Annotated in this window: 13 protein-coding genes; 5 read left to right on the forward strand and 8 right to left on the reverse strand. The window is 70.5% G+C overall.

Going from position 1 to position 13,248, the window contains the following annotated elements; genetic code table 11:
- Nucleotides 1–25: 25 nt before the first annotated feature.
- From ACO2Q3_RS01865 to flgB, 5 genes are all read right to left on the reverse strand, one after another.
- Nucleotides 26–370, reverse strand: a complete 345-nt coding sequence (locus tag ACO2Q3_RS01865; protein ID WP_423304687.1) for a hypothetical protein — start codon at nt 368–370, stop codon at nt 26–28.
- 209 nt (nt 371–579) lie between these two features.
- On the reverse strand, nt 580–4,746 hold the full coding sequence (locus ACO2Q3_RS01870) for a beta strand repeat-containing protein (RefSeq protein ID WP_423304688.1): 4,167 nt from the start codon (nt 4,744–4,746) through the stop codon (nt 580–582).
- Between the two features lie 307 nt (nt 4,747–5,053).
- The gene (locus tag ACO2Q3_RS01875; protein WP_423304689.1) at nt 5,054–5,362 is read right to left on the reverse strand and encodes a flagellar hook-basal body complex protein FliE; all 309 of its coding nucleotides are present in this window, start codon (nt 5,360–5,362) and stop codon (nt 5,054–5,056) included.
- A gap of 11 nt (nt 5,363–5,373) precedes the next feature.
- Nucleotides 5,374–5,793 carry a flagellar basal body rod protein FlgC gene (flgC, locus tag ACO2Q3_RS01880; RefSeq protein ID WP_423304691.1) on the reverse strand — a complete coding sequence of 140 codons (420 nt, stop codon included), beginning with the start codon at nt 5,791–5,793 and terminating at the stop codon, nt 5,374–5,376.
- A gap of 23 nt (nt 5,794–5,816) precedes the next feature.
- Nucleotides 5,817–6,233 carry a flagellar basal body rod protein FlgB gene (gene flgB, locus ACO2Q3_RS01885; RefSeq protein ID WP_423304692.1) on the reverse strand — a complete coding sequence of 139 codons (417 nt, stop codon included), beginning with the start codon at nt 6,231–6,233 and terminating at the stop codon, nt 5,817–5,819.
- Nucleotides 6,234–6,333: 100 nt separating this feature from the next.
- Between flgB and ACO2Q3_RS01890 the strand changes: the two genes are divergently transcribed.
- Together ACO2Q3_RS01890 and fliP are read left to right on the forward strand one after the other, a co-directional pair.
- Entirely contained in the window at nt 6,334–6,642 is a 309-nt protein-coding gene (locus tag ACO2Q3_RS01890) for a flagellar biosynthetic protein FliO (RefSeq protein ID WP_423304694.1), read from the forward strand.
- Between the two features lie 20 nt (nt 6,643–6,662).
- Nucleotides 6,663–7,451, forward strand: a complete 789-nt coding sequence (fliP, locus tag ACO2Q3_RS01895; RefSeq protein WP_423305644.1) for a flagellar type III secretion system pore protein FliP — start codon at nt 6,663–6,665, stop codon at nt 7,449–7,451.
- 39 nt (nt 7,452–7,490) lie between these two features.
- Here the strand turns inward: fliP and ACO2Q3_RS01900 are convergent, their stop codons facing one another.
- The gene (locus ACO2Q3_RS01900) at nt 7,491–7,973 is read right to left on the reverse strand and encodes a CinA family protein (protein ID WP_423305645.1); all 483 of its coding nucleotides are present in this window, start codon (nt 7,971–7,973) and stop codon (nt 7,491–7,493) included.
- Between the two features lie 73 nt (nt 7,974–8,046).
- Here ACO2Q3_RS01900 and ACO2Q3_RS01905 point away from each other — a divergent pair, with 73 nt between their 5' ends.
- A complete protein-coding gene (locus tag ACO2Q3_RS01905; protein ID WP_423304695.1) occupies nt 8,047–9,744 on the forward strand; it encodes a peptide ABC transporter substrate-binding protein in 1,698 nt (565 codons plus the stop codon).
- 136 nt (nt 9,745–9,880) lie between these two features.
- Entirely contained in the window at nt 9,881–10,330 is a 450-nt protein-coding gene (locus ACO2Q3_RS01910; RefSeq protein WP_423304696.1) for a DUF3833 family protein, read from the forward strand.
- A 109-nt stretch (nt 10,331–10,439) separates the two neighbouring features.
- Here ACO2Q3_RS01910 and ACO2Q3_RS01915 read toward each other — a convergent pair whose 3' ends face one another.
- A complete protein-coding gene (locus tag ACO2Q3_RS01915) occupies nt 10,440–10,910 on the reverse strand; it encodes a glycine zipper domain-containing protein (protein ID WP_423304697.1) in 471 nt (156 codons plus the stop codon).
- Between the two features lie 191 nt (nt 10,911–11,101).
- Here ACO2Q3_RS01915 and ACO2Q3_RS01920 point away from each other — a divergent pair, with 191 nt between their 5' ends.
- The gene (locus tag ACO2Q3_RS01920; RefSeq protein WP_423304698.1) at nt 11,102–11,407 is read left to right on the forward strand and encodes a chorismate mutase; all 306 of its coding nucleotides are present in this window, start codon (nt 11,102–11,104) and stop codon (nt 11,405–11,407) included.
- 193 nt (nt 11,408–11,600) lie between these two features.
- Here the strand turns inward: ACO2Q3_RS01920 and ACO2Q3_RS01925 are convergent, their stop codons facing one another.
- On the reverse strand, nt 11,601–13,136 hold the full coding sequence (locus tag ACO2Q3_RS01925; RefSeq protein WP_423304700.1) for an ABC-F family ATP-binding cassette domain-containing protein: 1,536 nt from the start codon (nt 13,134–13,136) through the stop codon (nt 11,601–11,603).
- Nucleotides 13,137–13,248 lie beyond the last annotated feature (112 nt).

Below are 13,248 nucleotides of genomic sequence, written 5' to 3' on the forward strand. Positions count from 1 at the left end.
TCCGGCGGCGGCAAGGCGCAGCCCCCTACCAGCGGCGGTCGCCGTCGTGGCGTTCGCCGCGCACCTGGTAGCTCAGGCGATCGAGCCGGCCGTTCAGCTCGGCGCGCTCGCGGCCGTTCAGGCCGTCGCGGCCGTAGCGCACCTCCAGGCGTCGGATGCCGTCCAGCTGGTAGCGCAGACCGCGGGCTTCACGGAAGTTCAGCGAGCCGTCGCGGGCGCCGCGGTCGATGCGCAGGCTGATCTGGTTGATGCGCTGGTCGATCGCCGCGCCGTCGCCCGGCCCGGGGCCATAGCCATAGGGCGCGGCGGAGGCGGAGGCGGCGGCGCCCAGGCTGGCGACGGCCGCGATCGCGAGCAGAATCTTCTTCATCAGGGGTTTCTCCAGGCTTTCACGCCGTCACCATGACGACGCTGCAGCCATTAGAGCGGCCCCAGCCTGACCCTCGCCTGAGCGCCTCGTTGTGCGGCGTTCAGGTTCGTTTCGGCCTGCCGTCCGACCGCGGGCGGCCCTGAACGCACAACGGCCGGCCCGGGAGGTCCCGGACCGGCCGCCGTCGCTGCCCGAAGGCTTCGATCAGCCTACCACTGGTAGCGCACGCCCAGGCTCACGCTGGTGTCCTGGTAGCGCGACTTCCACTTGATGCCGGTGTTGACGAAGGCCGACAGGTTGTTGCCGGCGGCGAACAGGTTCGCCTCGCCCTTGATCTCACCGTACACGCCGGAGATGTCGGCGCCGTTCAGGAAGTTGGCTCCGCCGTTGGCCAGCAGGGTATTGGTCTTGCCGTCGAACTCGTCCCAGACCCGGCCTTCCAGCGCCACCTTGACCTTGTAGTACTGGTAGGCGGCGGTGGTCCCGATGCGGCCGCCGAGGCTGCCGCGCAGGGTGTCGGCATCGGCGAAGTTCTGCGTCGCGCCCGGCAGGGCCAGGGCGCCCGTGGTCGTGCGACCGTAGGCGATCGACCCCAGGGGTTCGACGAAGGACGAGGCGCCGATCGGCAGGCTGTAGCCGGCTTCCAGCTGGCCGCCCCAGGTGTTGACATGGCTGGAGGCGTCCCACGGCGCGGTGGTGGCGCCGAGCGACGGCAGGTTCCACTCGCCGGTCAGGATGTTGCCGTTGACGATGCCGTCCACGAACAGACCGCCGCGCAGGTAGCTGGCGTAGACCCCGACGATGCCGCCGGTCAGGTTCAGGCGCGTGCCCGAGGTCCGGAAGCGGGCGTTGGTGTCCACATAGCCGCCCTGCACGCCGACGACCCAGGCCTGCGACTTGTCGACGCCGTGCAGCAGGTCGACGCCGGCGATCACCGCCGCGCTGTCGGTCCGGTAGCTGGTGTCGTAGCCGTAGGTCGTGCCGTTGGCCGCCGTCAGGGTCTCGGCCGAGTCACGCCGTGACCAGTCGCCGGTGATGCGCATCCACACCGCCGGGGCCGAGCCGAGGGCCCGGTCGCCGAGGGTCTCGCGCAGGTCGGCCTGGCGGTCGAACCACGACTGGGTGGTGTTCGACCAGGTGTCCCCGGCGAGCGCGCCCACCTGGGCGAATTGCAGGGCCTCGACCTTGGGCGCCGAGATCAGGACGATCTTGTTGCCGTTGGCCGCCAGGTCATAGAAGAACAGCCCCGGCGCGGCGATGGCGTTGGTCACCCCGGTCGGGATGCCCGCGCCGTTGGCGCCGGTGGACGCCGGGTCCAGCCGGAAGTTGCTGAGCGAGGTCGCCCCGGTCACCAGCACGATGCCGTTGGCCACGTTGGGGATGTAGGCCCCCATGCCGGCGTTGATGTTGTTCACCCGGATGCTGGTCAGGCCCGACGAGCCGCCGATGGTGACGGCGCTGGCGAGCGAACCCGGCCCGCCCAGCGAGGCGTCGACATACAGCTGGCTGCCGCCCGACCCGGCCAGGGTCGCCGTGGTGGCGAAGCTGCGGTTGGCGGCTCCGTCATGCACGTCGATCACGCCGGAGTTGTTCAGGGTGGTGATCCCCGACACCGTCAGGCTCGCCGCCGCGCTGCCGGCGGTGACGCCGCCGACCTTGATCGTCCCCGTGTTGGTGAAGCTGTTGGCCCCGGCGCCCAGGTTGATGACCGAGGTCCCCAGGGTGTTGATCGTGCCGGAGTTCAGCACGGCGTCGTTGTTCGGCGACAGGGTCTCGGTCCCGGCGAGGTTCCAGGTCCCGGCGTTGGTCAGAGACACCGTCGAGCCGGCGCCGCCGGCGGTGGTCAGCCCGGAGACGTCGATCAGGCCGTTGATCGTGCCGCTGGCGCTGTTCACCAGGATGACGTTGCCGCCCTTGAGGGCGATCGCCGTGTCCGCCGCCTGCAGCGCCGTGGTGGCGCTGTTGGAGGCGATCAGGCCGCCATTGGTGATGTTCGCCGTGTCGCCGGCGCTGGTCCCGGTGGTGACGTCCAGGGCCGCATGCGCCGCCGTGCCGAGGCCGCGGATCGAACCGGTCGAGGTGACGGTCACGGTGTTGCCATGGCCGCTGTTGACCAGCACCCCGGTCGCGCCGCCGCTGACGGCGCCGCTGGTGGTCACGGTCACGCCGTTGCCGCCCGCTGCGTCGATGCCGATGGCGGTGGAGCCCAGCGCCTTGATCGCGCCGCTGTTGCCGACCGTGACGTTGCCGGTCCCGGTGGTGACCGCGTCGACGCCTTCGACCCGGTTGCCGACGGCCGCGTTGTTGCTGACGGTGATCGCCGCCGCGTTGGTCACCGACACCGTGCCGCTGCCCTGGGTGGTCGCGGCGATGCCGAAGCTGCCCGGGAAGTTGTTGGCGGTGTCGCCAGCCGCCGCGCCGCCGGTCACGGTGATCGCGCCCGTGCCGACCGAGACGCTGACCGAGCCGGAGCCGGCGCCGCCGCCGAACACGGTCGAGGCGCCGATGCCGCCGGCGTTGTTGCCGGTGACGTTGATGTTCACGCCGTTGCCGACGGTGACCTTCACCGAGCCGCTGCCGGCCGCGGTGTTGATCGCCGCGATGCCCAGGCCGCCGTCGGCCTGGCCGTCGCCGGAGTCCTTCACCACGATGGTGTTGTTGGTCCCCAGCGCCACCGACACCGACGGGGTCGCGCCGACGTCGCTGGCCGCGAGGCTGGCGGCGTAGACGCCGTAGTTCTTGTCGTCGTTGCCGGCCACCACATTGTCGTCGACGGTGATCGAGTCATGGTCGCCGCTGGTCACGCTGACCGCCGCCGGCGACACGGCGTAGACGCCGTAGTTGTCCGGATCGATGGTGACCTTGTCGCCCAGCACCACGGTGCTGCCGGCCCCGCCCAGGGCGGCCACGCCGACCTTTGTCGCCGAGATGGTGGTGGTCCCGGTCGCGCCGACCTTGCCGACGTTGACCGTGGCGACGCCGCCGCTGCTCAGTGCGGCCACGCCGACGATGCCCGAGGCCGTCAGCGTGCCGTTGCCCCCCGCCGCGTCGTAGCTGGCCGTGGCCGCGCCGGTTCCGACGGTGAAGGCCAGCACGCCGCCGGCGCCCGAGGTGACGTTGCCATCCTGCGAGAGGGTGACCGTCCCCGAGCCGCCCGCGACGCCCAGGATGCCCTGCGATCCGGAGGTGATGGCGCCGGTGGACACGACGCTGACGTTGCCGGCGGACGAGGTCGCCAGGATGCCGCGGCCCGTGCCGCCGGCGATGGTGTCGGCGTTGATCACCGAGACCGTGCCGGCGCCGGTGCTGCTGGCGACGATGCCGCCCGTGCCGCCGGTCAGGGCGCCGCCGCTGGCGTTCACCGTGACCGCGCCCGCGCCGGAGCTGCTGGCGACGATCGCCGCCGAGCCCGCGCCGGTGACGGCGCCGCCGACGTAGACGTTCACCGCCCCGCCGCCGTGAGCCTCGACCCCGTCCGTCGCGCCACTGATCGCGCCGGTATAGGCCGCGCCGCTGGCGCCCAGGCTGACCACGCCGGTGGTGTCCGCCGGAGCGCTGGAGAGGGTGATGCCCGCGCCGGTCGTGCCGGTCACCGCCCCGCTGCCGGTGACGCTGACCGTCGAGCCCAGCACGTCGGAGTTGGTGCTGGCCTGGATGCCCACGCCGCCCGTCACCGCGCCGGTGTTGGCCACGGTCACGTTGGCGCCGCCCGCCGCGCTGAGGGCGACGCCGGCGTCGCCCGCAGTCACCGCACCGGAATTGGTCAGGCTGACCGTCCCCGTTCCGGCCGTTCCGTCGGCGCTGATGCCGGCGACCTTCGCCCCGGTGATCGCCGCGGCGTTGCTCACCGTGACCGCACCGGCGCCGAAGGCGTTGATGCCGTCGTTGGTGGCGCTGATCGCGCCGCCGGTGGTGGTCACCGACACCGCGCCGCCGATCGCGCCGGCCTGGATGCCGTCGCCGTTGTTGGCGGTGATGTTCGCCGCCCCGGTCACGGTCGCGGCGCCCGCGCCGCCGGAGTTGGCCACGACGCCGTTGTCGCCGGCGATCGTCAGACCGCCCGCGCCGGTGTTGATGGAGACGGCGCCGCCGCTGGAGACCACATAGAGGCCGTTCTGGCCGGCCGCGCCGGCGATCGAGCCGCCGCCCGCGCCGGTGACGACCGTGGCGCTGAGGTCCTGGGCCGTGCCGGAGGACAGCACGACGCCGCCCGCGGTGGTGGTCAGGCCGTCATCGAGGGTCATCTGCGCCGGGCCGGTCGAGTCGAAGCCGATGCTGGACGTCGAGCCCGGGCCGCAGGCGATCGGGCCGCCGGCGGTCGCCGCGGGCGCGGCGTACGTGCCTTCCGCCGGCGTGCACGCCGCGGGGAGAGCCATGGCGACGGTCGGCGCGAAGGTCGCGACCGCACTGGCTCCGGAGAGCACCACGCTGGCAATGAGGGAGGAGGAGGAAAGCAAGGAAATCCGGCGGGCGACGCCCCGCGACACACTACGCACCATGAACTGTTTCACCCCTAAGCCACAAACGACGCCCTTTGGACGCCGGCCCGCCGAGTCGGCAGGCTTCAACCGGCGAGCGAAGTGCCAGATGTTTCGGGGGTGCGCCCAGGTGGGAACTACCTAGGTCTTCCGTTTTGGTTGTGGTGTGGCGCCGCCGCCGCAGAGGCTTGCGCGCCGGCTGGCGTCAGATCGCCATGCGCATGATTTCCTGGTAGGCGCTGATCACCTGGTCGCGCACCGCCATCACGGTTTCCAGGCTGGCCTCGGCCGAGGAGATCGCCGTGGCCACGTCCACCAGCTGCGCCTTGCCCTGCACCTGAGCCTGCATCTGCGCCTCGGCCACCTTCGACGACTGCATGGCGTCGTTCATGGCCGAGGTGAGGAACTTGCCGAAGTCGGGGCCTTCCGCGGCCGCGGCGCTGCCGCCCAGGCCACCCAGGGCGGAGCCCTGCGTGGCGGCGTAGGCCTTGGCGGCGATCAGGGGAGAGACCATGCGCTAGGCTCCTACTTCTTCAGCAGGTCGAGGGTGCGCGAGTCCATCGACCGCGCGGTCTCGATCACGCTCAGGTTGGCCTCGTAGGCCCGCTGCGCCGAGCGCATGTCCATGGCTTCAATCAGCGGATCGACGTTGGGCAGCTTCACATAGCCCTGGGCGTCGGCGCCGGGGTGGCCGGGGGCGTATTCGGTGCGGAAGGCGCTCTGGTCGGGTACGACCTTGGCCATCTTCACCCCCTGCCCGCTGCCGGTGGTGACCGGCTCGAACACCGGCACTTGGCGCCGGTAGGGATCGCCGCCGGCCGTGCGCGAGGTCGAGTCAGCGTTGGCCAGGTTCTCGGCGATCACCCGCATGCGCGCCTGTTGCGCGCGCAGGGCCGAGGCGGCCACGCTCATCGAGGTGTCGGTGTTGGAGGTGACGTCCGCCATGGTTCAGGAGCTCCCGCCGGCCATCACGAGCCCGGCTTCTTGGTCGCCAGGCGGATCAGGCCCAGGGATTTCTGGTAGAAGCTGATGGCCGCGTCGTAGTCCATCCGCGTCTGGTTCATCTTGATCATCTCGTCCTCGAGCACCACCGAGTTGCCGTCGAGGGTGGTCTCGGAATCGGCGCTCTTGCGCGGCTTGTAGGGGCCGCTGACCGCCTTGGACGCCGTGGGCGCCAGGTGCATGGGCGAGGTCATGGTCACCGCCACCGCCTGCAGTTGCGGCTGGCTGCCGCCGGTGGCGATGCTGAACGGCTTCAGGTCGCTGGGGGCATAGCCGGGGGTGTCGGAATTGGCGACGTTCTGCGCGATCACCGACTGGCGCTCGGACAGATAGCCGAGGCGGTCGCGCAGCATCGCGAACAGGGGGATGTCGTCGAGTCCCATCGTGCCTGCAAAGGTGAAGGAACAGGGTTAATCGCAAATTAAGGGGTGCGGGGGCATCGCTGGACCCGATCAGCGCAACCCCTCGGATTGACTCCGCAAAATGGACTTCGCCGAATTCGCCCGGGCGATCTTCGCCCTCGCGGTGACCCTGGGCCTGGTGGGCCTGGCGGCGGTCGGCGCGCGCCGGTTCGGGCCGGAGTGGATGGCGCGGCTGCAGAGCACCACGCGCACGAAACGCCGCCTGGCGGTGGTCGAGACCCTGGTTCTGGATCCGCACCGCCGCCTGGTGCTGGTCCGTTGCGACGACCAGGAGCGCCTGGTCCTGCTGGGCGAGGGGCAGGTGCTGATGTCCCCCGCCCCCGCCGATTCGCCCATCCCTGAGGCGCCCACCCTGGAGACCGCCGCGTGATCGACGCCCTTCGCGACCTCCTGCAGACCATCTTCAAGCGGCCGACCGGCGAGGACCTGCGCCGCGCCGCCCTGATCTCGCTGCTGACCACCCTGGGCAGCCTGGTGATTCCCGCGACGGCCCTGGCCCAGGCGGTGAACATCAACCTGGGCACCGGCGCCGGCCTGACCGACCGCGTGGTGCAGCTGGTGGGGCTGCTGACCGTGCTGTCGCTGGCCCCCTCGATCGTGATCATGACCACGTCCTTCATCCGGATCGTGGTGGTGCTGTCGCTGCTGCGCCAGGCCATGGGCCTGCAGCAGAGCCCGCCGAACGCCGTGATCATCAGCCTGTCGCTGTTCCTCACCGCCATCGTCATGGGCCCGACCCTGCAGGCCTCCTACGACCAGGGCATCAAGCCGCTGCTGGACCACAAGATGGAGCTGCCGGCCGCCTTCACCGCCGCCTCAAGCCCGGTGAAGACCTTCATGCTGTCTCAGGTGGACCGCGAAGATCTGAGTCTTTTCATCAAGCTGTCGAAGATCCCTCAGCCGGCGCACGCCATCGACACGCCGATCCGCGTGGTCACCCCGGCCTTCATGATCTCGGAGCTGAAGCGCGCCTTCCAGATCGGCTTCCTGCTGTTCGTGCCGTTCCTGGTGATCGACCTGGTGGTGGCCAGCGTGCTGATGAGCATGGGCATGATGATGCTGCCGCCGGTGGTGGTCAGCCTGCCGTTCAAGCTGATCTTCTTCGTGCTGGTGGACGGCTGGCGGCTGGTCTGCGGCAGCCTGGTGCAGAGCTTCCAGCACGGCGGCGGGGTGACGTAGAGACGCTCCCCGCTCGCCGCGCCCCCGGCCGGCGCACCTTCAGTCGCCCATCGCCGTGGACAGCAGGTCCAGCAGGGCGCGGGCGAATTCCTCCATGTTGCGCGCCCGGTCGTCGTGGCCGGTCTCGACGGTGACCGCCATCTCCACGGGTCCGGACACGGCGATGCAGGTGTGGCCGGAGGCGTCGCCGTAGGCGTTGCCGCGCGGCCCGGCCGCGCCGGTCTCCGAGATCCCCCAGGTGGCGCCGAAGTTCTCGCGCGCGGTGCGCGCCAGCAGCAGGGCGTAGGGCTCGCTGGCCGAGCGCATGCCGGCGACGTCCTCGCGGGTCAGGTGCACCAGCTCCATGCGCGCCTTGCCGGTGTAGACCACCGCGCCGCCCAGGAAGTAGGCCGAGGCCCCCGGCACCGCCAGCAGCGCCGCCGAAACCAGTCCGCCGGAAGACGATTCGGCCACCGCCAGGGTCTGTTTGCGCGCCTTGAGGCGCTCGGCGAGGTCCTCGGCCAGGGGCATGAGGGAGGGCAACATGGCGAGGCGTTCCTTGAGCTGGCGTCTTTTGGTGGCGCTTGATGCGCGCGGACGATAGTCAATAACGCCCATGAGCGGGAAGTTCCTAGGCGCCGGATGGGCGCTCGTCGGCGCGAGCGTGGCCAGCCTGGCGCTGGCGGGCTGTGGCAAGCACGAGCCCCGCGTGGCGCGGCCCTATTGCCCGCCCGGCAAGGTGTGCATCGAGTACGGCAACAGCATCGATCCCTCGACGCTGGACCCGCAGACCATGACCCTGGTGCAGGAGGCGACGATCGCGCGGGCGACGTTCGAGGGCCTCTACCAGGACGACCAGCAGGGCAAGGCGGTGCTCGGCCTGGCCACCTCGGCGGAGACCTCCGCCGACGGCCTGACCTGGACGTTCCACCTGCGGCCGGCGAAGTGGTCGGACGGCCAGCCGGTGACGGCGCACGACTTCGTCTTCGCCTATCGCCGCATCGTCCAGCCGGCGACCGCGTCGGCCTACGCCTACCTGTTCTACATCCTGAAGAACGGCCAGGCCCTGAACGGCCCGCACGGCCCGGCGCCCGAGACCCTCGGGGCCGAGGCGCCGGACGACCACACCCTGGTGCTGCATCTGATCCACCCGGCGCCCTACCTGCCGCAGCTGCTCAAGCACCAGGCCTTCTATCCGGTGCCCGAGCACGTGATTCGCAAGTGGGGCGACGCCTGGACCCGGCCGGAGCACATCGTCTCCAACGGCCCGTTCCAGGTGACCGCCTTCCGGCTGGCGGACTATGTGCGGGTCGAGAAGAACCCCTATTACTATGAGGCGGACAAGGTCTGCGCCGACCGCGTCGACTTCCTGCCGCTCAGCGAGGCGGTCTCGGCCGAGCGGCGGGTCAAGCGCGGGGAGCTGGACGTCAACGACACGGTACAGTCGGGCCGGATCCCGTTCCTGCGCCAGCCGGGCCAGATGCCGCGGTTCGTGCACACCCACACCTACCTGTCGACCAGCTATGTGATCTTCAACACCCACGTGCCGGCGCTGGCCATGCGCGAGGTGCGCCAGGCGCTGTCGATGACCATCGACCGCGACTTCATCACCGCCAAGCTGATGCGCGCCGGGCAGATCCCGGCCTATTCCTTCGTCCCGCCCGGGATGAGCGGCTACGTCGGCGAAGACCAGCGGCCGAAGCCGTACTGGTATCCGATGAGCTTCGCCCAGCGTCAGGCCGAGGCGCGGCGCCTGCTGGCCCAGGCCGGCTACGGCCCAGGCCACCCGCTGAAGCTGGAGATGAAGGCCTCCAACACCACCGACACGGTGCTGATCGCCCAGGCCATGCAGGCGGACTGGGCCACCGTCGGCATCGACGTGAAGTTCCGCCAGGAGGAGGGCCAGATCTCGTTCCAGGACTACAATACCCGCGACTTCCAGGTCGGGCTCGCCTCGTGGATCCTGGACTATGACGACCCGCTGACCTTCCTGGCGCTGATGCGCTCAGACACCGGGGCGCAGAACTACGGCGACTACCGCAACCCCGCCTACGACGCCCTGCTCGACCAGGCCGACCACGAGGCCGACGGCGGCCGCCGGGCGCAGATCCTGGCGAAGGCGGAGAAGATGATCATCGACGACGCCGACATCGCCACCGTCTACTACGGCGTCAACCGCAACCTGGTGAACCCGAACGTGACCGGCTGGTCGGACAATTTCGGCGACATCCACCCGGCCAAATACCTGTGCATGCCGCCTACGCGCGGTGCGGCGAGCGGCCGCGCGACGGCGCCGCAATCCCAACCGCAATAAGGCCCCGGCGCGTCGGATCCGGGGCGGCGCCAGACACCGCGACAATCCGCGCCATCACCCCCTGTCAACCGGAGGCGCATACCCGGCGCCGCGAGGGACACAAGTCGTGGACACGAGAACAAGTTTTCCAGGCGAGATGATCTTCCGACCGGAGTTCTTCTTCCTGGGCCGCACCGAAGGGCACGGCGTGGTGCGCGATCCCCTGGGACGGGTCGCGCGGCGCTGCCGCGTCGAGACCGTCGGCGACTACAGCCAGACCCGGTCGGCCATCGAGTTCGAGGAGGTGTTCACCTACGACGACGGCGAGGTCGATGTCTGGCGCTGGGCGATGACCCAGGGCAGCAACGGCGTCTACGTGGCCGCCGAGGCGGTGGCCGGCGCGGGCATCACCGGCTGGCGCGACGACGAGGACTATGTGCTGAGCTTCCGCCGGGCGATGGGTCCCGCCAAGGGCCTGCTGGCCCCCTCCTACCGGACCCGTTTCACCATGGTTTCCCCGGGCGTCGCCCTGAAGACGGCTCAGGTGAGCCTGCTGGGGGTGCCGATGGGAACCATGACCGCGACCCACCACCGGGTCGTCGACTGAGATTGAGCCTTCGCCGCCGCGGCGAAGGCGCCAGACCGTCAAAGAGCGCCTGGGCAGCGCGTGGGCGGGAGCGATGCGCGACGTCGCTCCCGCCCACTTTCGACGGCCGCTACCACCGGCCGTAGCCGCGGCCGCCGTCGTACCCATAGCTCGCATTCCAGTCCCGCGACGGCGCATAGCCGCCGTTCCACCGCGCGTCGTAGCGGCCTTCGTAACGGCCGTCGTAACGGCCGTCGTAGCGGTTTTCGTAGCGACCGTCGTAGCGGGCGCCGTAGCCGTAGCGCGTGTCGCAGCTGGACGAGCTGCGGCCGATGGCGTTGCCGGCCGCGGCCCCGAGCCCGGCGCCCAGCAGGCCGCCCGCGGTTTTCGAGCCGTGGTGGGCGACGCTGGAACCGACGATGGCGCCGAAGATGGTGCCGATCACCGCGCCCGTGGCGCCGTTGGACGACTTCTGCTCGTGGCAGCTCTGGTACGGCCGGCCGTAGTCGCCGCCGCGGTAGTCCTGGGCGAACGAGGGGGCGGCGGCCGAAACGGCGCTCAGCGCCGCGATGCTAGCCAGGGCGATGGCCTTGATGCTCATGATGACCTCCTTTGAAGTCGTTGGCGCGCCGCGTGGAACCGACCCTCGGCGCTGTCGATGAACGCACCTTGCGCCGCCGCCCCTGAACCCGTTCTGACGTCGAAGTTGGCCGCCGTTCATGTTCGCTCGCGGCTGCCGGCCGCGCGCGCGGGCTTGACCTTCGCCGGCTTCGACCGCAACGAAGGGCCGCCATGACCGAGACCTATCAGACCCCCGCGGAGCTCCTGGAGCTGCGCCACTCCATCGACAACATCGACGCGGCGGTGATCCACCTGCTGGCGGAGCGGTTCAAATGCACCCGCAAGGTGGGCGAACTGAAGGCCCGCCTGACCATGCCGCCGGCCGATCCCACCCGCGAGGCGCAGCAGATCGCCCGCCTGCGATCGCTGGCGGTGACCGCCGACCTCGACCCCGAGTTCGCCGAGAAGTTCCTGAACTTCCTGGTCAAGGAAGTGATCCGCCACCACGAGATCATCCGCGAACAGCACCAGGCGTAGCGGCGCGGGCGGGCACGCCGCCTCACCTCCAACTGTCATCCCGGAAGGCCGCGCCAGCGGCCTATCCGGGACCGCCGGAAACGCCGTCGCCCGCCAGCCGTAGCGCGCGCTTGCGCCTGCCGCGGTCCCGGATATCCGCTGCGCGGATTCCGGGATGACAGAGGAATGGGACGGGACAGGCCGGCGCCGCCGGCTAGTCGCCCTGCGCGGCGAAGAACGCCTCCGGGTCCTCCACGTCCACCAGCCGGCCCTTGCGGATCTCCAGGAACCGGGTGGCGGCCGCGCGGGTGAAATAGCGGTCGTGGCTGACGAACAGGCAGGAGACGTCGGTCTCCTCCAGCTGCGCCTCCAGGTCCTCCTGGCCCTCGATGTCCAGGTGGTTGGTGGGCTCGTCCAGCAGGTAGAGGTTGGGCTTCTCCAGCTTCATGCGCAGGAACATCAGCCGCGAGCGTTCGCCGTAGCTGAGCACGCCGATCGGCTCGCGGATGCGGCTGAAGGCGAAGCCGGCCTGGGCCAGCAGCTTGATGGCGTCCTTCTCGACCGCGTCGGGCGCGGCGGCCACATAGTCCAGCAGCGAGGTCTTCAGCGGCAGGTCGCGCATCGCCTGGTCGAAATAGACCAGCCGGGTCGCCGGATTGAAGCGGATCGGCGCCTGACCGTCGTAGTGCTCCAGGTCCGGGTCGAACGCCTGGGCCAGCACATTCAGCAGGGTCGACTTGCCGGCCCCGTTGACGCCCAGCAGCGCCACCCGCTCGCCGGCCCCGATCGCCAGCCGGTCGATGCTGATCAGGGTGCGGGCCTGGTCCGGGGTCTTCACGGTCACGTTCGTCAGCCGCAGCGCCACCTTGGCCTCGATCTCGCCGTCGGCCAGCTCCAGGCGCCGTTCGCGCGCCTGGTAGGTCTGGGTGCGGTCGGCCTCGATGTGGGCGATGCGGGTCTCGATGGCGTTCTTGCGCTTGTTCAGGCCCGGGTTCTTCACCGCCCAGACCTTGTAGCGCGCCGCGGCGGCCTCCAGCCGGCGGATCTCCTTCTCCTCCAGGCGCCGGTGGTGCGCGGCGGTGGCGTCGCGGCGCAGCAGTTCCTCCCGGGCCACCGAGAACGGCGTCCTGAAGGCGTGCACCCCGTCGGCGCGCAGGAACAGAGTGCGGTCGGTCACCCGGTTCAGGAATTCGCGATCGTGCGAGACGATCAGCATGGGAATGTCGAAGTCCTGGGTCAGCCAGCGCTCCAGGACATTGATGTTACCCAGGTCCAGGTGGTTGGTCGGCTCGTCCAGGATCAGGATGTCCGGATCTTCCAGCCGCGCGGCGGCGGCGATCAGCAACAGCCGCTGCCAGCCGCCGGAGAGCGCGCCGAAGCGCCCCTCCGCCGTCTCCCAGGCGACGCCGATCTCGTCCAGCAGCACGTCGATGCGCCAGTCGTCGTCCCCCTGCCCCACCCGTTCCAGCGCCTGGCGCAGCACCTCGCGCACGGTCAGGTCGGCGAGCTCGGGCGGCGTGTCCTGCGGCAGCGAGCCCACGCGCAGCCCCCGCGAGCGCACCACCTGGCCGCGGTCCAGCTCCAGCTCGCCGGCCAGGCATTTCAGCAGGGTGGACTTGCCGGCGCCGTTCTCGCCGACCAGGGCGGTCTTGGCGTCGTCCAACAGGAAGCTGACATCGGAAAACACCGGCGTCGCCCCGTAGTGGAAGGCGCCGTTCTCCATCCCCAGCACTGCCTGGCGCCCGGCCATGGCCTGCCCCCGTGGCGGACCGACCGCCGCCCGCTGCGCCCCGACGGGCGAAAGCGCGGGTTCTGGCCTCGCGGAACGGCGGTCGTCAAGCGGCCTGGCAAGGCGATTCCCA

It is taken from the genome of Caulobacter sp. KR2-114 (assembly GCF_049446115.1).
Taxonomy (GTDB): Bacteria; Pseudomonadota; Alphaproteobacteria; order Caulobacterales; family Caulobacteraceae; genus Acaudatibacter.

Excerpts from the sequence above, each read along its gene's own strand:
- ACO2Q3_RS01865 (WP_423304687.1), bottom strand. The coding sequence starts at position 370 with ATGAAGAAGATTCTGCTCGCGATCGCGGCCGTCGCCAGCCTGGGCGCC.
- ACO2Q3_RS01870 (WP_423304688.1), bottom strand. The coding sequence starts at position 4,746 with ATGGCTCTCCCCGCGGCGTGCACGCCGGCGGAAGGCACGTACGCCGCG.
- ACO2Q3_RS01875 (WP_423304689.1), bottom strand. The coding sequence starts at position 5,362 with ATGGTCTCTCCCCTGATCGCCGCCAAGGCCTACGCCGCCACGCAGGGC.
- flgC (WP_423304691.1), bottom strand. The coding sequence starts at position 5,793 with ATGGCGGACGTCACCTCCAACACCGACACCTCGATGAGCGTGGCCGCC.
- flgB (WP_423304692.1), bottom strand. The coding sequence starts at position 6,233 with ATGGGACTCGACGACATCCCCCTGTTCGCGATGCTGCGCGACCGCCTC.
- ACO2Q3_RS01890 (WP_423304694.1), top strand. The coding sequence starts at position 6,334 with ATGGACTTCGCCGAATTCGCCCGGGCGATCTTCGCCCTCGCGGTGACC.
- ACO2Q3_RS01905 (WP_423304695.1), top strand. The coding sequence starts at position 8,047 with ATGAGCGGGAAGTTCCTAGGCGCCGGATGGGCGCTCGTCGGCGCGAGC.
- ACO2Q3_RS01910 (WP_423304696.1), top strand. The coding sequence starts at position 9,881 with ATGATCTTCCGACCGGAGTTCTTCTTCCTGGGCCGCACCGAAGGGCAC.
- ACO2Q3_RS01915 (WP_423304697.1), bottom strand. The coding sequence starts at position 10,910 with ATGAGCATCAAGGCCATCGCCCTGGCTAGCATCGCGGCGCTGAGCGCC.
- ACO2Q3_RS01920 (WP_423304698.1), top strand. The coding sequence starts at position 11,102 with ATGACCGAGACCTATCAGACCCCCGCGGAGCTCCTGGAGCTGCGCCAC.
- ACO2Q3_RS01925 (WP_423304700.1), bottom strand. The coding sequence starts at position 13,136 with ATGGCCGGGCGCCAGGCAGTGCTGGGGATGGAGAACGGCGCCTTCCAC.